This is a genomic window from Luteimonas sp. 8-5, assembly GCF_029763755.1.
GTDB lineage: Bacteria > Pseudomonadota > Gammaproteobacteria > Xanthomonadales > Xanthomonadaceae > Cognatiluteimonas.
In genome coordinates this window covers 73,718-93,908 of record NZ_JARUVM010000001.1, presented here as the reverse complement: position 1 = coordinate 93,908, position 20,191 = coordinate 73,718, and the positions used below count along the sequence as shown (strand labels likewise).

Below are 20,191 nucleotides of genomic sequence, written 5' to 3'. Positions count from 1 at the left end.
AAATCCAGGTCCGGCCCGCCATGCCCAAGCTCGTCGAAACCATCGACCACGGCCCGATCCGCGAACTGCGCCTCGCGCGGCCACCGGTCAATGCGCTCGATCCCGCGCTGAGCGGCGAACTCGCGGCGGCCGTCGCCGCGGCCTCCGCGCCCGGCTCCGGGGTCGCAGGCCTGGTGCTTTCCGGTGGTCCCAAGGTATTTTCCGCCGGCCTGGACGTGCCCTACCTCGTCTCGCTGGGCGCCGACCGCGGCGCGCTGCGGGCGGCCTGGGAAGCGTTCTTCCTGGCCGCGCGCGCGATCGCGCAGGCATCCGTGCCGGTGGTCGCCGCGCTTGCCGGCCACGCGCCCGCGGGCGGTTGCGTGCTGGCGCTGTGCTGCGACTACCGGGTGATGGCCAGCGGCCCGTATGCGATCGGCTTGAACGAAACCCAGGTCGGGCTGGTCGCGCCGGAAGGCATCCAGCACCTGATGCGGCGCGTGGTCGGCCCCTATCGCGCCGAACGCCTGCTGATCGCCGGCGAGCTGGTACAGGCCGATGCCGCGCTGGCGATGGGCCTGGTCGACGAACTGGTGGACATCGACAGCGTCGCCACCCGCGCCCGCGTCTGGCTGGAACAGCTGCTCGCCCTGCCCCGGCAACCCATGCTGGAGACCCGCCGCATCGCCCGCGCCGACCTCGTCGCTGCGCTGGAGCCCGAGCGCATCGAACTCGATCGCTTCATCGACGCCTGGTATTCCGACGACACGCAATCGGCGCTGCGCGCCCTGATGCTCAAGCTCGGGAAATAGGCCGCGACGGATCCTCGATCCATCCGCTCCACGAGCCGGTGAACAGCTTCGCACCGGGCATACCCGCATGCTCCATCGCCAGGATCAGGTGGCAGGCGGTGACGCCGCTGCCGCACATGGCGATGGTGCGTGCCGGCTCGCGGCCCGCCAGGACCTCGCGGAACTCCTCGGCCAGCTGCGCTGCGGGCTTGAAACGCCCGCCTGAGAGATTGTCCGGGAACGGCCGGTTGCGCGCGCCGGGCACGTGTCCCGCCACGCGATCGATCGGTTCGACTTCGCCGCGGAAACGCGGCGCGCCCCGCGCATCGAGCAACACGTCGCCCGCATCCAGCCGCGCCTGCACCTGTCCGGCATCGAGCAGGCGTGCGTCGTCGAAGGACGCCTCGTAACGCACCGGGCGCGGCGACGGCACCTCCTCGTCGAGCGGCAGGTCGAGCGCCCTCCAGCGCGCGATACCGCCGTCGAGCACCGCGACCCGCTCATGGCCCAGTGCGCGCAGCAGGAACCAGAAACGCGCCGCATGCGAGCCGTCGAGATCGTCGTAGGCGACTACCTGGGTCCGCGGCCCGATGCCCCATGCGCCCAGGCGCGCGGCGAAATCGGACGCGTCGGGCCAGGGATGCCTGCCCTGCCCTTGCCCGCGCTTGCGGTGGTCGGACAGGTCTCGATCCAGGTGCGCGTAGACCGCGCCCGGGATGTGCGCTTGCCTGTAGTCGCGTTCGCCGGCTTCGGGATCGGCGAGGGAAAACCGGCAATCCACGATCACCGGGCCACCTTGCGCCACGGATCCGTCGCGCAGCGCCGCGGCCAGTTCCTCGGCCTGCGCCAGGGTTGTCCAAATCGTCATGCCCTTCCCTCCAGTCGTTGCCGCAGGTTGAACAGGATCGAGGCGGTCGCGCCCCAGATCCGCTGCGCAGGCACGCCGTGGTCGGCGAACTCCAGCACGCTGCGGCGACGCCCGCGCCACTCCAGCTCCTTGATCAGCAGATTGGGGGTGTCCATCAGGAAATCCAGCGGCACCTCGAATACCTCGGCGACTTCGCCCGGATCCGGCCGGGGGCGGAAGTCGACGCCGATCGCGGCGACCAGCGGCAGTACCGTGAATCCCGTGACCGTTGCCAGCGGATCCAGCCAGCCGATCGGCAGGAGTTCGTCGCGGGTGATGCCGATTTCCTCGTTCGCCTCGCGCAGCGCCGCAGCGCAGGCGTCGGCGTCATCCGGTTCGACCCGGCCGCCGGGGAACGCGACCTGCCCGGGGTGGTGGCGCAGGCCATCGTTGCGTCGCGTCAGCAGTACCTGCACGCCGGTGTCGCGCGCGATCAGGCCCACCAGCACCGCCGCAGGCACTGAGGCGCCCGACGGCAACAGGTCGGCGACCTCGTCCAGGTTCCAGGCCGGCCCGGCGGGAATCGCGGGCAACGGATGCAGGGCCGCGCCCAGGCCCTGCAGGGCAGGCGGCAGCCGGGTCACGATCCGGCGTCGGCGCCGCGCGCATCCAGGGCGTCCATCACCCGCAGCCGCGCCGCGTCGTCCATGGTGCTCCACGCCGCGATCTCGGCGGCGGTGCGCCGGCACCCGGTGCACAGGCCGCCGGCATCGAGGCTGCAGACGCCCACGCAGGGGCTCAGGATCGCGGCGTAATAGTGGTTGGCGGGCATCGGCACGGTTTCGAATATAACAACGCCGGCACTGGGCCGGCGTTGGGGAGTCAGGCAAGCGGGGCTATCGCGCGCAAGGCGCGGCTCCTGCCGGATACGCCCTACTTGACGCTGAGGACCTTGACCTCGAACACGACGGCCACGTTCGGCGGGAACGGGCTGCGCGGGTCGTTGCCGAACGCCTTCTCCGGCGGCAGCGTGATTTCCCACTTCGAGCCCTGCGGCATCATCGCCAGGACTTCGCGGATGGCCGGCATCTCGATTTCGCTGACCTTGGTCGCCGGCATCTTCTGCGCCGGCTGCGCCGGGTTCGGGCGCTGGCCCCACGGATACGGGCCGGCCACTTCCAGTTCGACCGTGCTGGCCGGGGTCGGCCTGGCGCCGTTGCCGGCCTCGATGACGCGGTACTGCACGCCGTCGGCCAGCGACTTCACGCCCGACTTGGCCTTGTTCTCGGCCAGGAAGGAGGTGCTGCGGGTCTTGTTCTCGGCGGCAGCCTTGTCGAAGGCGGCCTTGGCCTTGGCCTGCAGGCGCTGCTGCATTTCGCCGTAGGCGGCGCGCATGTCCTCGATGGAAACGGCCGGATCCTTCTTGGCGTAACCGTCCTGCAGGGCCTTGGTGATGGTGTTGAGGTCCAGCGCCTCGCCACTCTCGATCGCCTCGCGGCCGAGCTGGTAACCCAGCGCGTAGCTGAGCTTGCCCTTGGCGGACGCGGTGTCCTGGGCCATGGCGACGACGGGCAAGAGGGTCAGGGCCGCCAGGGTGGCGACAGCGAACAGACGCAACTTCATTCGGGGATTTCTCCGGTTATGGGCCCCGGGCCAACACCACGAGGGCGCGATAGGATAGCGAACCGCACCCCATGCGACCAGCGCCGCGGCTGCAAGTTCCGCGCGCGGGGCCTTCACATAGCCGAGATTCACGATCCCATGAGCGAAACCGTCCTCCTGAGCAGCGACCGCGGCGCGGTCCGCATCCTCACCATCAATCGCCCCGACAAGCTGAACGCGCTGGATGCGGCCACCCTGGACGCGCTCCAGACCGCCTTCACTGCCGCTGCCGGCGACGAGGGGGTCCGGGTGGTGGTGCTGACCGGCGCCGGGCCCAAGGCCTTCGTGGCCGGCGCCGACATCGCCCAGATGAACACCCTGAGCCCCGTACAGGGCCGTGATTTCGCCCTTCGCGGCCAGCGGATGATGCGCTTCGTGGAAACCATGCCCAAGCCGGTGATCGCCATGGTCAACGGCTTCGCCCTCGGCGGCGGCCTGGAACTGGCCATGTGCTGCCACCTGCGCGTCGCCGCCGATACCGCCAAGGTCGGCCAGCCCGAGGTGAACCTGGGCCTGATCCCGGGCTTCGGCGGCAGCCAGCGCCTGCTGCGCCTGGCCGGCCGCGCCGCTACGCTCGAGCTGTGCCTCACCGGCGCACCCATCGACGCGGCGCGGGCGCTGCAGCTGGGCATCGTCAATCGCGTCGTCCCGGCGGCCGAGCTCGAGGCCCAGACCATGGCCTTGGCCGAGCAGCTCGCCGCGTCGGCGCCGCTGGCGCTGCGTGGCGTGCTCGACTGCATCAACCACGGCGGCGAATGCGGGATCGAGGAAGGCCTGGCCTACGAGGCCGCGCAGTTCGGCCTGATGTTCGCCACCGAAGACATGCGCGAAGGCACCAGCGCCTTCCTCGCGCGGCGCAAGCCCGCCTTCACCGGGCGCTGAGCCGCGACGATGTCCTGCCCTGCCTGCGGCTGCACGGCGATCGGCAACGAAGGCGATCGCGCGCACGCGCTGGTCGCCGCGCTGCAAGCCGGCGATATCGACCAGGCGCTCACGCTTGGCCTGCTGGACGAAGCCATTGCGTGCGCGGCATGCAGCGAAGCCTGCCGTGCCCTGCTCCGTGCCGCGCGCGCCGAGCGGCAACGCGCGCTGGCCGCCCGCAATCGCTTCCGGGCGCGTACGGAACGCCTTGAACGGCGCCAGCGGGAACGCGCCGAGCGACGCAAGCCTGCCGCCACCGCATCGAAAACCTCCTCCCTGCCGCCGGCTGCGGCGGCCGCACTGGCGCGGGCACGGGCGCGCGCCGCGGGACGCGGCGGATCGTGAAGCCCAGGGACGTGCGCGAGCTGTTTTCGCGGCTGGCCGAACTCGACCCCGACCCGAAGACCGAACTGGAGTACTCGACTCCATTCGAGTTGCTCGTCGCCGTCATCCTGTCGGCGCAGGCGACGGACGTGGGCGTCAACAAGGCCACCCGACGGCTGTTCCCGGTGGCCAACACGCCCGCCGCCATCCTCACCCTCGGCGAGGAAGGCCTGAAGCGCTACATCTCCAGCATCGGGCTGTACAACGCCAAGGCGGCGAACGTCATCGCCATGTGCCGGCAGGTGCTGGAACTGCATGGCGGCGAGGTGCCGCGCACGCGCGAAGCGCTGGAAGCCCTGCCCGGCGTCGGCCGCAAGACCGCGAACGTGATCCTCAACACCGCGTTCGGAGAGCCGACGATCGCGGTGGACACGCACATCTTCCGCGTGTCCAACCGCACCGGCCTGGCGCCCGGCAAGACCGTGCGCCAGGTGGAAGACCGGCTGCTGAAGGCGGTGCCGTACGAATACCTGCACGGCGCCCACCACTGGCTGATCCTGCACGGGCGCTACACGTGCAAGGCGCGCAAGCCCGAATGCTGGCGCTGCCCGATCCGCGACCTGTGCCGCTGGCCGTACAAGACACCCCCGCCGCAGTCGTCACCTTAGCGCAACATTCACGCCATACCCTGCCCTGCGTCTCCACAATCGCAGGCGCCCATGAACACCCGCCCCAATCTCCTCGCTCTTTCCCTGCTGGCCCTGCTGGCCAGTCCCGCCGCATACGCCGAAATCCCGATCGACGTTGTCGCCGGCTCCGACATCGCGTTCGAAGGCCTGCTCCAGGCCGACGGCTACTGGTACGACAGCGACGTGCTCGACCTCGATGCCGATGCCGGTGACGGGCTGGATCACGATTTCGGGCTGCGTCGCGCCGAGATCGCCTTCAAGGGCAAGGGCCCGGGCAACTTCGAATGGGCCGCCGGCTACGACGCGTCGGGCGACGGCAAGTTCCTCGACGTGTTCGCGAAATACAAGCTCGGCGGCAACTCCGGACGCTATCTCCAGATCGGCCAGTTCAAGCAACCCGGCAGCATGGAGGAACTGTCCTCCTCCAAGAACAACGACTTCATCGCCAAGGCGATGGTGACCAACACCTTCGCGATTTCCCGCCGTCTGGGCATCGGCGCCGGCATTGCCGAAGCCGACTGGGGCCTCACCGCCAGCGTGTTCGGCCGCGAACTGACCCGCAACCGTGCGCATGGCAGCGGCTATGCGGCGCGCGGCTACTGGGCGCCGGTAAACGACAAGGGCCGCGTGATGCACCTGGGCCTGTCGCACGCCGACTACGACACCGACGCCGACACCCTGCGCCTGCGCGTGCGCCCGGGCGCCGACATGGCCAACCGCCTCATCGACACGGGCAACATGACCGACACCGACCGCATCGCCACCACCGGACTGGAAGCGCTATGGATCAACGGCCCGGTCAAGCTCCAGGGCGAGTACATGCGCTCGGACGTCAGCCGGTACCGTCCCGGCTCCAGCGATTTCACCGGCAGCAGCGGCTACGTCAGCGCACTGTGGAACCTGACGGGGGAGACCTGGGGCTACAAGAACGGCGTGCCGACTACCGGCCTGCCCGACAACCCCGGTTCGGGCATGTGGCAGCTCGGCCTGCGCTACGACACCATCGATCTGGACGACACCGGAGTGCCCGGCGGCACCATGGACGCGATCACCGCCGGGGTGAACTGGTACGTGCGCTCCAACTTCAAGTTCATGCTCAACTACGTCAAGGTCGGCAGCGACCGCAACGGCAACAACGACGACCCGTCTATCATCGAGGCGCGAGCGCAGTTCCACTGGTAAGGCTTCAGCCCTCCCGCGGCAGCACCGTCAGCACGCGCTGGATGAACAGGCGCAGTTCCTTCATGTAGTTGCCGAGGAACTCCGCCGTCGACGCGTCGCTGACGTTGCCTTCCTCGTCCACGAGCCCCGGCTTGTAGTGGATGTAGGCCTCGATGGTGTTCATCAGTGGCGAGTTGCAGAAGCACAGCACACCGCGCAGCTGCTGCTGCGCCACCGCGGTGCCGATGGAACCCGGCGACGCGCCGATCACGCCGGACGGCTTGCGCGCGAACGAATTCTGCCCCCAGGGACGGCTGGCCCAGTCGATCGCGTTCTTCAGCGCGCCGGGGATCGAGCGGTTGTATTCCGGGGTCACGAACAACACGGCGTCGACATCGGCGATGGCCTGCTTGAAGTCGCGGGCCACCTGCGGGTAGTCGGCGTCGTAGTCGTAGCTGTACAACGGCAGGTCCCGGATCGGAATCTCCGTCATCTCCATGCCCGGCGGTGCCAGCTTCACCAGCGCTCCGGCCAGCTTGCGGTTGATCGACTCTTTCGCAAGGCTGCCGACGAGATAACCGACCTTGAACGTTTCCATGGGTTGGGCCCGATCTGAAGGGCCTTCATGATGGGTCCGGCGCTCGTTAGGCCCCGGTGAACGCATCGCGTCATGCCGCTGAAACGTGCCGGACACTGCAGTGTCATGCGGGCGCGCTGGAATGGATCCCAACTTCCAGCCCCGGAGCACGCATGACCAGGTTCACCTTCACCCTCGCCGCGGCACTCGCCTTCGCCACCGGATTCGCCGGCAACGCCCGCGCCGCCGACGTCACCGGCGCCGGCGCGTCCTTCATCTATCCGGTCATGACCAAATGGTCGGCCGACTACGCCACCGCCACCGGCAACAAGGTCAACTACCAGTCGATCGGCTCCGGCGGCGGCATCGCCCAGATCAAGGCGGCCACGGTCGACTTCGGTTCCTCCGATGCACCGCTCAAGCCGGAGGCCCTGGCCGAAGCCGGGCTGGTCCAGTTCCCGTCGGTGATCGGCGGTGTGGTGCCGGTCATGAACGTGCCGGGCATCGCGCCGGGCGCGCTGAAGCTCGACGGTGCGCTGCTCGCCGACATATTCCTGGGCAAGGTCAAGCAGTGGAACGATCCGCGCATTGCCGCGCTCAATGCCGGCCTCGAGCTGCCGGCGCGGAAGATCACCGTGGTCCACCGTTCCGACGGTTCCGGCACCACCTTCAACTTCGTCAACTACCTGTCCAAGGTCAGCCCGGAGTGGAAGGAAAAGGTCGGCGAAGGCACCTCGGTGAAGTGGCCGACCGGCATCGGCGGCAAGGGCAACGAAGGCGTCGCCGCGTACGTCAAGCAGATCAACGGCGGCATCGGCTACGTCGAACTGTCGTACGCGCTGGGCAGCAAGATGCCGTATGCCCGGCTGAAGAACGCCGCCGGAAACTTCGTGCTGCCCTCGGCCGAGAGCTTTTCGGCCGCCGCGGCCAGCGCCGACTGGGCCAGCGCCAAGGGCTTCTACCTGGTCATGACCAATGCGCCGGGCGCCGATGCCTGGCCGATCACGGCCACCAACTTCATCCTGATGCGGCAACAGCCCCGCGACGCCGCCGCTGCGAAGCAGGCGCGCGAATTCTTCGCATGGGTGTATGCCAACGGCGACGCCCAGGCGACCGCGCTGGACTACGTGCCGCTGCCCGACGTGCTGGTGCGGCAGATCGAGGCGCATTGGGCCGGCAACCTTCCCTACTAGGTCCCCACCCCCGGGGACCATGTTTGCGCGGGCCCAGGCCCGCGCTCTTTTTTTATGTTCCGTTTGGCCCCCGTTCTGCCTTTGTCATCGGGCTGTCACATAAAAATCATCTCATGGCGGCATGAAAACCTCCTTGCGCGTTGCCATTTCCGCCCTTGCCGCCGCGATCGCCCTCGCGGCCTGCAAGCCCGCAGATCCCAGCCGGGACGCAGCCGTGGTCGCAGGCGACCGCATCGCTGCCGAGATCACCGGCGCCGGCGCCACGTTCATCTATCCGCTGGTCTCGAAGTGGTCGGACGACTACAACAAGGCCACCGGCCACAAGATCAACTACCAGTCGATCGGCTCGGGCGGTGGCATCGCCCAGATCAAGGCCGGGACCGTCGATTTCGGGTCCACGGACAAGCCACTGTCCAGCGAAGAACTCGCCGAATCCGGCCTGATCCAGTTCCCGTCGGCCATCGGCGGCGTCGTGCCAGTGGTCAACATCGACGGCATCGGCAGCGGCCAGTTGCGCCTGACCGGGCCTGTCATCGCCGACATCTACCTGGGCGCGATCGACACCTGGAGCGACCCGGCGATTGCCGGCCTCAACCCCGGCGTCGCGCTGCCCGCGTCGAAGATCAACGTCGTGCACCGATCCGACGGTTCTGGCACCACCTACAACTTCGTCAACTATCTGTCCAAGGTCAGCCCGCAGTGGAAGGACACAGTCGGGGAAGGAACTTCGGTCGAATGGCCGGGTGGCATCGGCGGCAAGGGCAACGAAGGCGTGGCCGCCTACGTGAAGCAGATCAAGGGTTCGATCGGCTACGTCGAGCTCGCCTACGCCTCGCAGAACGGCATGTCGTTCGTGCAGATGCAGAACGCCGCCGGCAGCTGGGTGCAACCGGATGCGGCCAGCTTCCAGGCCGCGGCGGCCACCGCCGACTGGGCGTCGGCGAAGGACTTCAGCCTGGTGATCACCAATGCGCCAGGCGCCGATGCCTGGCCGATCGCGGCCACCAACTTCATGCTGATGTACCGGCAGCCGAAGGACCCGCAGCGTTCGGCCGCGACGCTCGAATTCTTCAGGTGGGCGCTCGGGAACGGCCAGCCGCAGGCACGGGCGCTGGACTACGTGCCGCTGCCGCCGGCGCTGGTCGAGCAGGTCGAGGCGTACTGGGCCGCTGAAGTGCAGGCCGCTGAAGTGCAGGCCGGCGAAGTGCAGGCCGGCGAAGCGCAGGAATGAACCAGCGCGCCGACGCCATTGCAGACCGCGGCTTCCGCTGGCTGGTCACCGGCGCCGGCCTCCTGGTGCTGGCCGCGCTCGCCGCGGCCATGCTGTCGATGGCGCATGGCGGACGCGACGCGTTCGCGAAGTTCGGCTTCGGGTTCCTCTGGTCGGATTCCTGGGATCCGGTCGGCCAGCAGTTCGGCGCGCTGGTGCCGATCTACGGCACCGTGGTCACGGCGTCGATCGCAATGCTGATCGCGGTGCCGGTGAGCTTCGGCATCGCCATGTTCCTCACCGAGATCGCGCCCAAGTGGATGCGCGGCACCGTCGGCGCCGCGATCGAACTGCTCGCCGGCATCCCTTCGATCATCTACGGCATGTGGGGCCTGTTCGTGCTGGTACCGGTGCTGGCCGAGCATGTGTACCCGTGGGTCGATGCGAACCTCGGCCAGCTGCCGCTGGTCGGCGCGCTGTTGTCCGCCCCGCCGCTGGGACTGGGCATGCTCACCGCCGGCCTGGTGCTGGCGATCATGGTGATCCCGTTCGTCGCCTCGGTGATGCGCGAGGTATTCCTGACGGTCCCCAACCGACTGAAGGAGTCGGCGTACGCACTGGGATCGACCCGATGGGACGTGGTGTGGGACGGCGTGCTCCCCTACACGCGTTCCGCGGTGATCGGCGGCGTGTTCCTCGGCCTGGGCCGCGCGCTGGGCGAAACCATGGCGGTGACCTTCGTGCTCGGAAATGCGCACACCCTGGTCGCATCCCTGCTGATGCCGGGCAATTCCATTGCCGCGACCATCGCCAACGAATTCGCCGAGGCCGACTCGGAGATGTACCGCTCCTCGCTGATCGCGCTGGGCTTCGTCCTGTTCCTGGTCACCTTCGTGGTGCTGACGGTTGCGCGCCTGATGCTGCGCCACCTGGCGAAGAAGGAGGGTCGCTGACGTGGTCGCACCCTCGCTCTACACGTTGCGACGCGCGAAGAACCTGGCGGCCCAGGCATTGGCGGTCCTGGCCACGGTGTTCGGCCTGTTCTGGCTGGTCTGGATCATGTGGACCACGCTCAGCAATGGCATCGCATCGCTCAACCTCGACCTGTTCACACGGATGACCCCACCGCCGGGAAGCGAAGGCGGCCTGCTCAACGCCTTTGTCGGCAGCGCGATCATGAGCCTGCTCGGCATCGCCATCGGCGCGCCCGTAGGCGTGCTTGCCGGCACCTTCCTGTCCGAATACGCCAACAGGTCGTGGGCCAGGCCGCTGGGCGAGACCGTGCGCTTCGTCAACGACATCCTGCTGTCGGCCCCGTCGATCGTGCTCGGCCTGTTCGTCTACACCCTGGTCGTCGCGCAGATGGGGCACTTCTCGGCGCTGGCCGGTGCGATCGCGCTGGCCTTCATCGTCCTGCCCGTCGTCGTGCGAACGACCGACGAGATGCTGCAACTGGTGCCCGCGCAGATGCGCGAGGCCGCACTGTCGCTGGGCGTGCCGCAATGGAAGGTGACGGTGCAGGTGCTGTACCGCTCGGCCATGCCGGGCATCGTCACCGGCATCCTGCTGGCCCTGGCCCGCATCTGCGGTGAAACCGCGCCACTGTTGTTCACCGCGCTCAACAACCAGTACTGGACCACCGACATCCTGGCACCGATGGCCAACGTGCCGGTGGTGATCTTCCAGTACGCGATGAGCCCGTACGAGGGCTGGCATTCGCTGGCCTGGGCGGGCGCCTTCATCCTCACCCTGTTCGTGCTGCTGACCAGCCTGGTGGCCCGCGCCATCGTTTCGAGGAACCGTGTTGGACATGACTGACCCGCTCGCAACCACGACCGCCCCTGCCAAGCTCTCGGCCCGCGGCCTGGACTTCCACTACGGGGACTTCCACGCGGTCAGGAACATCCGCCTGGACATCCCGGAACGGCACGTCACCGCGTTGATCGGGCCGTCGGGCTGCGGCAAGTCCACGCTGCTGCGTGTGTTCAACCGCATCTACGCGCTGTATCCGGGCCAACGGGCGAGCGGCAGGGTGCTGCTGGACGGAGAGGACATCCTCGACGCGAAGTACTCCATGAACCGGCTGCGCAGCAAGGTCGGCATGGTGTTCCAGAAACCGGTGCCGTTCCCGATGACGATCTTCGAGAACGTCGCCTACGGCATCCGCCACCACGAGCGGCTGTCGAAGGCGGAGATGGCCGAGCGCGTGGAGTCCGCGCTGCGCCAGGCCGCGCTCTGGGACGAGGTCAAGGACAAGCTCGGGAAGAACGCGCTGGGGTTGTCGGGCGGCCAGCAACAGCGCCTGTGCATCGCCCGCGCGGTGGCACTGAAACCGGAAGTGCTGCTCCTCGACGAGCCGACATCGGCGCTGGACCCGATCTCCACCAGCCGCATCGAGCAGCTGATCGAGGAGCTCAAGCGCCGGTACACGATCCTGGTCGTCACCCACAACATGCAACAGGCCGCGCGCGTATCCGACTACACCGCCTTCATGTACCTGGGCGACCTGGTCGAGCACGGGCGCACCGAGGCCATCTTCTCCAACCCCTCGAAGCAGCAGACCGAGGACTACATCACGGGACGATTCGGATGAACAACCAGCCGCACGAACATATCGTCAGGAGCTACGACGAGGAGCAGCAGCGCCTCGTCGGGGAACTGCTGCGCATGGGCGCGATGGCCGCCGCCCAGCTGGAGGCCGCGCTCGACGTGGTCGAGCGCCGCGACGACAACGCCGCGCGCCGGGTGGTGGACAACGACGAGGCCATCGATGCGCTGGAACACGAGACCAGCCAGGATGTGATCAAGCTGACCCTGCGCGGCCCCTTGGCGCGCGACCTGCGCCAGATCCTGGCAGCCCTGCGCATCGCTTCCGACATCGAGCGCATCGGCGACTACGCCGCCAACGTGGCCAAGCGCTCGATCGCGCTCAATGCCGCCCCGCCCGTCCCGCACACCCGCGGCCTGCGCGCGCTCGGCGTGCTGGCCCTGCGCCAGCTCGACGACGTCCTGGCCGCCTATCGCGACGGGGATGCCGAGGCCGCGCAGCGCGTTCACGAAGCCGATGCCGAACTCGACGCCCAGTACACCAGCCTGTTCCGCGAGCTGCTGACCTACATGATGGAGGACCCGCGCAACATCACCTCGTGCACCCACCTGCTGTTCATGGCCAAGAACATCGAGCGCATCGGCGACCACGCCACCAACATCGCCGAGAACGTCTGGTTCCTGGTGCACGGCGGCGACGGGCTGCCCCCGCGCGACAAGCGCGACGGCACGGCGAGCCTGTAGGAGCCCGGGGCAGCGTAAGTTACCCTTGGCGCATGACCGAGGCCTCCCCCAGCCCCGAGCCGCAGGCTCGCCCGTTCCGGCGCATGGCCGATCGCTTCCGCGGTTACCTCCCGGTCGTCGTCGACGTGGAGACCGGCGGTTTCGACTGGAACCGGCACGCGCTGCTGGAACTGGCCGCGATCCCGATCGAGATCGACGAGGACGGCAAGCTGGTCCCGGGCGAAGTCGCCTGCGCGCATTTCGAACCGGCGCCGGGCACCGAGATCGACCCCAAGTCGCTCGAGGTCACCGGCATCGTCCTCGACCATCCGTTCCGCATGGCCAAGCCCGAGCGCGAAGCGCTTGACCACGTGTTCGCGGCGGTGCGCGCGGCGGTGAAGCGGCACGAATGCCAGCGCGCGATCCTGGTCGGCCACAACGCCCACTTCGACCTCAACTTCCTCAACGCCGCGGTGGCCCGGGTGCAGCACAAGCGCAACCCGTTCCACCCCTTCAGCGTGTTCGACACCGTCACCCTGGCCGGCGTGGCCTATGGGCAGACCGTGCTGGCGCGCGCGGTGCAGGCGGCCGGCTTCGAGTGGCGCAGCGAGGATGCGCATTCGGCCGTCTACGACGCCGAGCGCACCGCCGAGGTGTTCTGCAAGATCGCCAACGCCTGGCAGCAGCCGTAGGAGCGGCGGAAGCCGCGATCCGGCATCGCGGCTTCCGCCGCTCCTACAACCGCTGGCGCACGGCCTCGAACAGCGCGATGCCGGTCGCAACCGACACGTTGAGGCTCTCGAACCTGCCCGGCATCGGGATCTTCACCAGCTGGTCGCAGTTCTCGCGGGTGAGGCGGCGCAGGCCGTCGCCCTCGCTGCCCATCACCAGGGCCACGTTGCCCTTGAGGTCCAGCGAGTACAGGGAAGCGTCCGCATCGCCGGCGAAGCCATAGATCCAGACCCCGGCCTTCTGCAGGTCGCGCAGCGTCCGCGACAGGTTGGTGACGCTGAAGATCGGCAGCGTGTCCGCGGCGCCCGACGAGGTCTTGCGCACGGTGGCATTGACCTGCACCGCCTTGTCCTTCGGGAACACCACCGCCGTGGCCCCGGCAGCCGCCGCGCTGCGCAGGCACGCACCGAGGTTGTGCGGGTCCTGCACACCGTCGAGCACCAGCACCAGCGCGCGGCCCTCGGCGGCCGCAACCAGCCCCGCCAGCTCGTGTTCGTCCCAGGTGCGGGCCGCGGCATAGCGCGCCACTGCGCCCTGGTGGCGCAAGCCCCCTGCGACCCCGTCCAGCGCCTGCTGCGCGACGCGGCGCACTTCGATGCCCAGGCGCCGCGCATTGCCCTCGATCTCGACGATGCGCGGATTCCGCGCCCCCGCCTCGAGCAGCACCTCGCGCACGTTGTCCCCGTCATGCTCGATGGCCGAAGCCACCGCATTGATCCCCGCGATCCACTGACTGTCCTTGCTCATCGGGAACTCTCGCGACTGGGGGGAATATTCTGACGCGGATCAACGCGGATCAAAAGCCGGATAAACACGGATACAGCAGAAATGGTCAGTCGCGGACCGTAGTGATGCGCCCACCCCATCTTGCTTGATCCGCGTGAATCAGGCTCTTTATCCGCGTTGATCCGCGGCTAATACTTCTGCTTCTTGCGTTTGGCGGGCTGGCCACGCTGGGGTGGCGGGGGTGGCTCGGGCCGGGACTTGGCTTCGACCAGGCGGAAGTCGATCTTGCGTTCCTCGAGGCTGGCGCGCAGGACCACGATGCGGACGCGGTCGCCGAGGCGGTACTGGTGGCCGCGGCGGTCGCCGGTGAGGGTCTTGCGGATCGGATCGAACTGGTAATAGTCGCTCGGCAGCTGGGTCACGTGGACCAGGCCGTTGACCTTGGACTCGTCCAGCTCGACGAACAGGCCGAAGCTGGTGACGCCGCTGATGGTGCCGTCGAACTCGCCGCCGACGTGCTCCTCCATCCACGCCGCGCGATAGCGCTCGTCGACCTCGCGCTGGGCCTCGTCGGCGCGGCGCGAGCGCTCCGAGCACTGCAGCGATAGCGTCGACATCTCGTGCGGCGAGTACGTGTACTGGTCCGGTCGCTTGCCGGACAGCGCGTGCTTGATCGCGCGGTGCACCAACAGGTCCGGGTAGCGCCGGATCGGCGAGGTGAAGTGCGCGTACGCGGCCAGCGCCAGGCCGAAGTGGCCGATGTTCTCCGGCGCGTACACCGCCAGCGACTGGCTGCGCAGGATCACCGATTCCAGCAGCGCCGCATCGGGACGCTCGCGGATCTTCTCCAGCAGGTTGCGGAAGTCCTTGGGCTGCAACTTGCCCCACGGCGGCAGGCGCAGCTTGAACTCCTTCAGGAACTCTTCCAGGTCCGCGTACTTGGCTTCCGGCGGCTTGTCGTGGTCGCGGTACGGCGCAGGCACCTGCGCCTGCAGCAGGAATTCGGCGGCCTGCACGTTGGCCGCGATCATGCATTCCTCGATCAGCTTGTGCGCGTCGTTGCGCTGGATCATGCCGGCCTGGGTGACCTCGCCCTGCGGGCCGAGCACGAAGCGCACCTCGCTGGTCTCGAACTCGATCGCGCCGCGCCTGGCGCGCGCCTTGTCCAGGATCCGGTAAAGCTGGTGCAGGCGTTGCACCTGCGGCAGCTGCGCGCCGATCTTCGCCAGTGCAGCGTCGCGGTCATCGTCGGGGACGCCGTCGCCGACCGCGTTCCAGACCTGGGTGTAGGTCAGGCGCACGTGCGAACGCATCACCGCTTCGTAGAACTTCGCGCGGGTGACGATGCCGTCGCGCCCGACCTGCATGTCGCAGCAGAAGCACAGCCGGTCGACGTCCGGGTTCAGCGAGCAGATGCCGTTGGACAGCGTCTCGGGCAGCATCGGCACGACGAAGCCGGGGAAATAGACCGAGGTCGCGCGCTTCTGCGCTTCGTCGTCCAGTGGGGTTCCCGGACGCACGTAATGGGAAACATCGGCGATGGCCACGATCAACCGGAAGCCGTCGCGGTTGGGTTCGCACCAGACCGCGTCGTCGAAGTCCTTGGCGTCCTCGCCGTCGATGGTGAGCAGCGGCACCTGGCGCAGGTCGACCCGGCCGTCGATCTCGGCCGCCTGCACTTCGAGCGGCACCGCGGTGGCCTGGGCCAGCGCCTCAGGCGGGAACTCGTGCGGGATCTCGTGGCCGTGGATCGCAGCTTCGACTGCAAGCGACGCGGTGAGCTTGTCGCCGAGCACCGCCAGCACCTTGCCGATGGGCGGTCGCCGCGTGTCCGGCGCCTGCACGATCTCGGCAACCACCAACTGGCCGGGCTTTGCATCCAGTCCGGCATCGGGCGGTATCAGCACGTTGCGCTGGATGCGGCGGTCGTCGGGTTCGACGTAGCTGATGCCGGCCTCGACGATGAAGCGGCCGATCAGCCGGTTGAGACGGCGTTCGAGCACTTCGACGATGACGCCCTCGCGCCGGCCGCGCCGGTCCATGCCGGTGACGCTGCCGAGCACGCGGTCGCCATGCAGCGCCTTGCGCATTTCGTACGGCGGCAGGAACAGGTCGTCGCCCTCGCCGCTTTCCGGGCGCAGGAAGCCGAAACCGTCCGGATTGGCGATCACGGTGCCGGCGATCAGGTTGGCGCGCTCGGCCGGCACGAATCCGCCGCGCCGGTTCTGCAACAGCTGGCCGTCGCGCAGCATCGCCGACAAGCGCTTGCCCAGCGCTTCGAAGCGCTCGGGTTCGGTCAGCGCCAGCTTTTCGGCCAGGGCCTGCGCGTCCATCGGGCCGTCGTGCGCAGCCAGGACCTGGAGGATCATCTCTCGGCTGGCGATCGGCTGCGCGTAACGCTGCGCTTCACGCTCGGCCTGCGGGTCTTCACGCGGCGGCTGCGTCGGCGCCCGCTTCGGCGGGGGTTCGGGCATCCAGCCCGGCAGGGCGGACTTCCTTCTTCCGGGCTTCTGCCCGGCCCTGGTTGCGGCCTTCTTTCCGGGCTTCGCCCCGGGCTTCTTCGGGGGCGCCTTGCCACCGCGCGAACTGGTCTTCTTCGTCATCGCCGGGATGGTACACCCCCGGTGTCGACGTTCAGTGGCGGATAGTGAGGCCCGGATCCTCGTCGACGCTGCCGTCGGGCTCGATCACGACGTAGCGCTGGCGGTTGCGGTCGAAAGCCACGGGAATGGGCGGCAGGAACATCGGGCGGCGGACGAAGCGCAGAGTCCATCCGAACTGGGACATCGTGTCCAGCGTCGCCAGCTGCCGGTGGGTGAGGCCGCGGCGAAGCGCCGCTTCATCCGCAGGGCTGGATTCGGTGCGGCGGTCGGATTCCACCGGAACCGGCGTGCAGGACGACGCCACGGACGCTTCCACCCCCTGCCCGTCCGCTGCGGCGCCCTCCTCCGGGAGAAAGGCATCGACGTCGAACGGATCGTCCAGCAGCCGCAGCCCGACGTCAGATGGGGGCGGCCCGTCGACGAGCTGCACCGCCCGGATCAGGTCGGGATCGTCGAACACGCTGGGTGGCGGCATGTTCTCCGGCGTCGGGGCGCCGTCGGTGTCGCGCGCCTCGTCGTCGTCATCGTCCAGGCCCAGCGTGAGCAGCAGGTGCTGCGCGGTGTCGCAGATGTGCAGGTGGTCGTCGAGATCGGCGGTGCGCAACAACTCGCGGGTGCGTGCGACGACCAGTTGCGATACGGCCGCATCGTCCTGGTGTTCGCGCAGGGTTTCGCGTGCTTCCGCGGCTATCCGCGACAGCTGGCGGTCGATCTCGGCACGCATCATCCCCATGACCCACCGAGACTAGCAGCAAATCGCGGGCCCGTTGCGCTGGAAACGCTTGCGGCTTGCGGGATTGGTGCCGGGGCGAAATCAAGCCTTCCGCGCGCGTGACACGTGCGCGTGGGCGGGCACGTGCCAGCGCCAGGGCCGTTCGGCGGCACGGCTGATCCCCACCCGGGGGCCTGCCACCGGATCGGCGGGAGGCGGCATGCCGTCGGACAGGATGCGGATGCCGCAGTCGCCCTCGACCAGGTCCGCGCCGTCGAAGGCACGGGTGATGCCCATGGCCTGGCCCAGGCGTCCCGGACCCGATCCCAGGTCGCGCTCCCTGGCCGGATACCCGCGGGCCTCGCGCATCAGCTCGATGCCGGCGACCGGCTCGATGGCGCGCAGCAGCACGCCCCAGCCCTGGCCCTTGCCGCACACGGCGTTGGCGCACCAGTGCATGCCGTAGCTGAAGTAGACATACATGTGCCCGCCTTCGCCGAACATCGTCGCGTTGCGTGCCGTCGGACCGCGGAACGAGTGCGCGGCTGGGTCATCGGAGCCCGCATAGGCCTCGACCTCGACGATACGCCCCGCACGGCCGTCGTCGCGCACCAGCAGCTTGTTGAGCAGTTCCGGGGCGACGTCCGCCGGATGGCGCAGGTAAAACCGGCGGGGGACCCGCTTCCATTTCATGCTGCAAGCATAAGGCAACAAAAAACCCCGCTTGCGGCGGGGTTTGTCGTCTGCATCGTTGGTGCCCAGGAGAGGACTCGAACCTCCACGGTTTTACCCGCTAGTACCTGAAACTAGTGCGTCTACCAATTCCGCCACCTGGGCAGGTGCGAGCCGCGCATTTTCGGGGCCGGCACGCGCATTGTCAATGGTGTCAGCCCTGCGAGCGCGGCGTGGGCGCCTTGGCCTGGCTGGCGAAGTCCGCGATCCGCCACAGGTACAGCCCGGCATAGGTGCGGTACGGCCCCCAGCGCTCGCCCCTTGCGGCCAGTTCCCTGGGCGTGGGCATCTCCCCGGCCTTGTCCACCAGCTGCGCGCCCTTGCGGATGCCCAGGTCGTCGACGGGCAGCACGTCCGGGCGCCCGAGGCGGAACATCAGCATCATTTCCACGGTCCAGCGCCCGATGCCGCGGATGGGCACCAGCGCCTCGACGATCGCATCGTCCTCCATCACCGACATGCGCCGCAGGTCGGGGATCTCGCCCGCCTCCTCGCGCCGCGCCAGGTCGCGCAACGCCAGCAGCTTGTTGCCGGACACGCCGCAGGCGCGGATGGTCGCGTCGTCGCAGCGCGCCAGCGTGTCGCAATGGAAGCGGTCGCTGCCGATGGCGGCCTCGACGCGGCCGACGATCGTGGCCGCGGCCTTGCCACTGAGTTGCTGGTACAGGATCGCGCGGGCCAGCGCGTCTACCGGGTCGAAGCGCTTGCGCCAGCGCGGATCGGGCTCGATCACCCCGATCCGCTTCATCCACGCGGCGAGCTTGCGATCGCGCTTCGCCAGGTGGGCATGGGCTGCCCCGGTATCGAAACCGCGCGCGTACCGGGGCAAGGTTCTACGGTTGCGTTACTTGATGGCCCAGTACACGTCGTACTGGCCTTCGGCGGTGAACGCGGCGTCGATGCCGTTCTTGTAAATCTCGTACGGACGGCCGACGGCTTCCTCGCCCTGGGTCAGCGCCCAGGCGCGCAGCGCGTTGCGCACGTTCTCCAGCTCGGCCATGTAGCCGACGTAGGTGGCGGTGGCGGAGCGATGCGGCTCGGTGCGCTCGTACATCACCGGGCCCAGCAGCTTGAGGTCGGTGAGCGGCTCGCCGCTGGCCGGGATGATCTCGGCACGCACCGGCTCGGCCGGGGCAGCGGTGCCCTCGGCGGTGGCTTCGCCGTCTTCCGTTGCAACCGCCTCGTCGGTGGCGGCGCCCTCTTCGGCCGCAGCGTCGGCGGCGGCCTGCGATTCGGCCTCGGCCTTCGCGTCCGAAGCGCGACGCACCGGCACGACCACGTCGAAGGTGTAGTTTTCGCGGCCCAGCTCGGTGGAGACGATGCGCATCGGGCCGGCGGCGACCAGGCCGCTGCCGTCCATGCTGCGCTTGATCCACTCCATGTTGGACTTCATCGATTGCATGATCTTGACGTTGTTGCGCTCGATCGAACCGGCGCGGACCACCAGCAGGTCCTCGGCGGGCATGTCCACGAACGACAGCCCGGCCAGCTTGCTGCCCGGCACGGCGTAGTCGATGTTCGGCACCTGGGCGAGCATGTTGCTCAGGCGCTGCAGGCCGAGCTTGATGTCGTCGCCGACGTGGCGGCTGACGTACAGGCCGGCGTAGCGACCCAGCAGGTCCCAACCGTAGGTGACGTCGTAGCTCTGGGTGATCTCGACGTTGCGGCCCGAGCGGCCGGTCGGCTTCAGGCTGAAGGTGGTGACCTTGTCATGGCCGCGCTGCGGGTTGACGAGCGCGTAGGTCACGCTGGCGCGCGGCTGGGTGGCGATGATCTCCCAGCTGCCGTCGCCGAGGTTCGGCTTGTCGGAGCTGTAATCCAGGCGCGCGCCCACGCCGGAAGCCGGGCCCGAGAGCTTGAGGTCCATCTGCGGATCGCGCAGCACCAGCGGGTTCCAGTCGGGGAAACGGCGCAGGCTGTTGAGCGTGTCGTACACGATCGTCAGCTTGCGGTTGGTCTCGACCTTCTCCTCGAGATGGCGGCTCGACGGCAGCACCAGGGCCACCAGCAGGAACATGGCGAGCACGATCGCAAGGGAAATCAGGATCTCGATCAGACGGGTCAT

General features: G+C 68.5%; 22 protein-coding genes, 1 tRNA gene and 1 pseudogene. 12 read left to right on the top strand and 12 right to left on the bottom strand.

Annotation, left to right across the window (positions count from 1 at the left end):
• The first annotated feature begins 20 nt into the window (after positions 1–20).
• Positions 21–788, top strand: a complete 768-nt coding sequence (locus tag QAA18_RS00460; protein ID WP_279410169.1) for an enoyl-CoA hydratase/isomerase family protein — start codon at positions 21–23, stop codon at positions 786–788.
• Here QAA18_RS00460 and QAA18_RS00455 read toward each other — a convergent pair.
• The 4 genes from QAA18_RS00455 to QAA18_RS00440 form a co-directional block, all read right to left on the bottom strand.
• The gene (locus QAA18_RS00455; RefSeq protein ID WP_279410167.1) at positions 772–1,635 is read right to left on the bottom strand and encodes a sulfurtransferase; all 864 of its coding nucleotides are present in this window, start codon (positions 1,633–1,635) and stop codon (positions 772–774) included. The two genes, QAA18_RS00460 and QAA18_RS00455, sit on opposite strands and share 17 nt — an antisense overlap.
• Positions 1,632–2,258 carry a CoA pyrophosphatase gene (locus QAA18_RS00450; RefSeq protein WP_279410166.1) on the bottom strand — a complete coding sequence of 209 codons (627 nt, stop codon included), beginning with the start codon at positions 2,256–2,258 and terminating at the stop codon, positions 1,632–1,634. Before QAA18_RS00450 ends, QAA18_RS00455 begins: the two co-directional genes overlap by 4 nt.
• The gene (locus QAA18_RS00445) at positions 2,255–2,446 is read right to left on the bottom strand and encodes a DUF1289 domain-containing protein (RefSeq protein ID WP_279410210.1); all 192 of its coding nucleotides are present in this window, start codon (positions 2,444–2,446) and stop codon (positions 2,255–2,257) included. The genes QAA18_RS00450 and QAA18_RS00445 overlap by 4 nt, the downstream gene beginning before the upstream one ends.
• Positions 2,447–2,547: 101 nt before the next feature.
• Complete coding sequence (locus QAA18_RS00440) at positions 2,548–3,237, bottom strand: FKBP-type peptidyl-prolyl cis-trans isomerase N-terminal domain-containing protein (protein ID WP_279410164.1); 690 nt, start codon at positions 3,235–3,237, stop codon at positions 2,548–2,550.
• Between the two features lie 138 nt (positions 3,238–3,375).
• Between QAA18_RS00440 and QAA18_RS00435 the strand changes: the two genes are divergently transcribed.
• The 4 genes from QAA18_RS00435 to QAA18_RS00420 are packed head-to-tail and all read left to right on the top strand — an operon-like array spanning position 3,376 to position 6,392.
• Positions 3,376–4,158, top strand: coding sequence for an enoyl-CoA hydratase-related protein (locus tag QAA18_RS00435; protein ID WP_279410162.1), 783 nt, complete (start codon positions 3,376–3,378; stop codon positions 4,156–4,158).
• A 9-nt stretch (positions 4,159–4,167) separates the two neighbouring features.
• A complete protein-coding gene (locus QAA18_RS00430) occupies positions 4,168–4,542 on the top strand; it encodes a hypothetical protein (protein ID WP_279410160.1) in 375 nt (124 codons plus the stop codon).
• On the top strand, positions 4,539–5,189 hold the full coding sequence (gene nth, locus QAA18_RS00425; RefSeq protein WP_279410158.1) for an endonuclease III: 651 nt from the start codon (positions 4,539–4,541) through the stop codon (positions 5,187–5,189). The genes QAA18_RS00430 and nth overlap by 4 nt, the downstream gene beginning before the upstream one ends.
• A gap of 51 nt (positions 5,190–5,240) precedes the next feature.
• Positions 5,241–6,392 carry an OprO/OprP family phosphate-selective porin gene (locus QAA18_RS00420; protein WP_279410157.1) on the top strand — a complete coding sequence of 384 codons (1,152 nt, stop codon included), beginning with the start codon at positions 5,241–5,243 and terminating at the stop codon, positions 6,390–6,392.
• 4 nt (positions 6,393–6,396) lie between these two features.
• On the opposite strand, the gene QAA18_RS00415 is transcribed toward QAA18_RS00420, so the two are convergent.
• Positions 6,397–6,969 carry an NAD(P)H-dependent oxidoreductase gene (locus QAA18_RS00415; protein WP_279410156.1) on the bottom strand — a complete coding sequence of 191 codons (573 nt, stop codon included), beginning with the start codon at positions 6,967–6,969 and terminating at the stop codon, positions 6,397–6,399.
• A gap of 152 nt (positions 6,970–7,121) precedes the next feature.
• On the opposite strand from QAA18_RS00415, the pseudogene pstS (QAA18_RS00410) reads away from it, so the two are divergent.
• The 7 genes and pseudogenes from pstS (QAA18_RS00410) to rnt all read left to right on the top strand — a co-directional run.
• Positions 7,122–8,117, top strand: a pseudogene (gene pstS / locus QAA18_RS00410) (phosphate ABC transporter substrate-binding protein PstS); the annotation flags it as partial.
• Between the two features lie 145 nt (positions 8,118–8,262).
• Positions 8,263–9,372 (top strand): phosphate ABC transporter substrate-binding protein PstS, encoded by a 1,110-nt coding sequence (gene pstS / locus QAA18_RS00405; protein ID WP_279410152.1) that lies wholly within the window; start codon positions 8,263–8,265, stop codon positions 9,370–9,372.
• Positions 9,369–10,304 carry a phosphate ABC transporter permease subunit PstC gene (gene pstC, locus QAA18_RS00400; RefSeq protein ID WP_279410151.1) on the top strand — a complete coding sequence of 312 codons (936 nt, stop codon included), beginning with the start codon at positions 9,369–9,371 and terminating at the stop codon, positions 10,302–10,304. The genes pstS (QAA18_RS00405) and pstC overlap by 4 nt, the downstream gene beginning before the upstream one ends.
• A 1-nt stretch (position 10,305) precedes the next feature.
• On the top strand, positions 10,306–11,169 hold the full coding sequence (gene pstA, locus QAA18_RS00395) for a phosphate ABC transporter permease PstA (RefSeq protein WP_279410150.1): 864 nt from the start codon (positions 10,306–10,308) through the stop codon (positions 11,167–11,169).
• Positions 11,162–11,944 (top strand): phosphate ABC transporter ATP-binding protein PstB, encoded by a 783-nt coding sequence (gene pstB / locus QAA18_RS00390; protein ID WP_279410149.1) that lies wholly within the window; start codon positions 11,162–11,164, stop codon positions 11,942–11,944. The genes pstA and pstB overlap by 8 nt, the downstream gene beginning before the upstream one ends.
• The gene (gene phoU / locus QAA18_RS00385; protein WP_279410147.1) at positions 11,941–12,642 is read left to right on the top strand and encodes a phosphate signaling complex protein PhoU; all 702 of its coding nucleotides are present in this window, start codon (positions 11,941–11,943) and stop codon (positions 12,640–12,642) included. Before pstB ends, phoU begins: the two co-directional genes overlap by 4 nt.
• A gap of 32 nt (positions 12,643–12,674) precedes the next feature.
• Positions 12,675–13,313 (top strand): ribonuclease T, encoded by a 639-nt coding sequence (rnt, locus tag QAA18_RS00380; protein WP_279410146.1) that lies wholly within the window; start codon positions 12,675–12,677, stop codon positions 13,311–13,313.
• A gap of 43 nt (positions 13,314–13,356) precedes the next feature.
• Here rnt and rlmB read toward each other — a convergent pair whose 3' ends face one another.
• From rlmB to QAA18_RS00345, 7 genes are all read right to left on the bottom strand, one after another.
• Positions 13,357–14,100, bottom strand: coding sequence for a 23S rRNA (guanosine(2251)-2'-O)-methyltransferase RlmB (rlmB, locus tag QAA18_RS00375; RefSeq protein ID WP_279410144.1), 744 nt, complete (start codon positions 14,098–14,100; stop codon positions 13,357–13,359).
• A gap of 167 nt (positions 14,101–14,267) precedes the next feature.
• Positions 14,268–16,682, bottom strand: a complete 2,415-nt coding sequence (gene rnr / locus QAA18_RS00370) for a ribonuclease R (RefSeq protein WP_279410142.1) — start codon at positions 16,680–16,682, stop codon at positions 14,268–14,270.
• Between the two features lie 31 nt (positions 16,683–16,713).
• A complete protein-coding gene (locus tag QAA18_RS00365) occupies positions 16,714–17,406 on the bottom strand; it encodes a hypothetical protein (protein WP_279410140.1) in 693 nt (230 codons plus the stop codon).
• Positions 17,407–17,496: 90 nt separating this feature from the next.
• Positions 17,497–18,087: a DNA-3-methyladenine glycosylase gene (locus tag QAA18_RS00360; protein ID WP_279410138.1), complete on the bottom strand. Its 591-nt coding sequence runs from the start codon at positions 18,085–18,087 to the stop codon at positions 17,497–17,499.
• Between the two features lie 59 nt (positions 18,088–18,146).
• Positions 18,147–18,231, bottom strand: a tRNA-Leu gene (locus QAA18_RS00355).
• Positions 18,232–18,280: 49 nt separating this feature from the next.
• Positions 18,281–18,955, bottom strand: a complete 675-nt coding sequence (locus QAA18_RS00350) for a DNA-3-methyladenine glycosylase 2 family protein (protein WP_279410136.1) — start codon at positions 18,953–18,955, stop codon at positions 18,281–18,283.
• Between the two features lie 15 nt (positions 18,956–18,970).
• Positions 18,971–20,191: a polyketide cyclase gene (locus tag QAA18_RS00345; RefSeq protein ID WP_279410134.1), complete on the bottom strand. Its 1,221-nt coding sequence runs from the start codon at positions 20,189–20,191 to the stop codon at positions 18,971–18,973.

Bases quoted from the DNA above. Each gene is read 5' to 3' on its own strand.
- pstB (WP_279410149.1), top strand. From the start codon at position 11,162: ATGACTGACCCGCTCGCAACCACGACCGCCCCTGCCAAGCTCTCGGCC.
- QAA18_RS00345 (WP_279410134.1), bottom strand. From the start codon at position 20,191: ATGACCCGTCTGATCGAGATCCTGATTTCCCTTGCGATCGTGCTCGCC.
- QAA18_RS00440 (WP_279410164.1), bottom strand. From the start codon at position 3,237: ATGAAGTTGCGTCTGTTCGCTGTCGCCACCCTGGCGGCCCTGACCCTC.
- phoU (WP_279410147.1), top strand. From the start codon at position 11,941: ATGAACAACCAGCCGCACGAACATATCGTCAGGAGCTACGACGAGGAG.
- QAA18_RS00455 (WP_279410167.1), bottom strand. From the start codon at position 1,635: ATGACGATTTGGACAACCCTGGCGCAGGCCGAGGAACTGGCCGCGGCG.
- QAA18_RS00365 (WP_279410140.1), bottom strand. From the start codon at position 17,406: ATGCGTGCCGAGATCGACCGCCAGCTGTCGCGGATAGCCGCGGAAGCA.
- QAA18_RS00430 (WP_279410160.1), top strand. From the start codon at position 4,168: ATGTCCTGCCCTGCCTGCGGCTGCACGGCGATCGGCAACGAAGGCGAT.
- QAA18_RS00460 (WP_279410169.1), top strand. From the start codon at position 21: ATGCCCAAGCTCGTCGAAACCATCGACCACGGCCCGATCCGCGAACTG.
- rnr (WP_279410142.1), bottom strand. From the start codon at position 16,682: ATGACGAAGAAGACCAGTTCGCGCGGTGGCAAGGCGCCCCCGAAGAAG.
- QAA18_RS00415 (WP_279410156.1), bottom strand. From the start codon at position 6,969: ATGGAAACGTTCAAGGTCGGTTATCTCGTCGGCAGCCTTGCGAAAGAG.
- pstS (WP_279410152.1), top strand. From the start codon at position 8,263: ATGAAAACCTCCTTGCGCGTTGCCATTTCCGCCCTTGCCGCCGCGATC.
- QAA18_RS00360 (WP_279410138.1), bottom strand. From the start codon at position 18,087: ATGAAATGGAAGCGGGTCCCCCGCCGGTTTTACCTGCGCCATCCGGCG.
- QAA18_RS00445 (WP_279410210.1), bottom strand. From the start codon at position 2,446: ATGCCCGCCAACCACTATTACGCCGCGATCCTGAGCCCCTGCGTGGGC.
- rlmB (WP_279410144.1), bottom strand. From the start codon at position 14,100: ATGAGCAAGGACAGTCAGTGGATCGCGGGGATCAATGCGGTGGCTTCG.
- rnt (WP_279410146.1), top strand. From the start codon at position 12,675: ATGACCGAGGCCTCCCCCAGCCCCGAGCCGCAGGCTCGCCCGTTCCGG.
- QAA18_RS00420 (WP_279410157.1), top strand. From the start codon at position 5,241: ATGAACACCCGCCCCAATCTCCTCGCTCTTTCCCTGCTGGCCCTGCTG.
- QAA18_RS00435 (WP_279410162.1), top strand. From the start codon at position 3,376: ATGAGCGAAACCGTCCTCCTGAGCAGCGACCGCGGCGCGGTCCGCATC.
- pstC (WP_279410151.1), top strand. From the start codon at position 9,369: ATGAACCAGCGCGCCGACGCCATTGCAGACCGCGGCTTCCGCTGGCTG.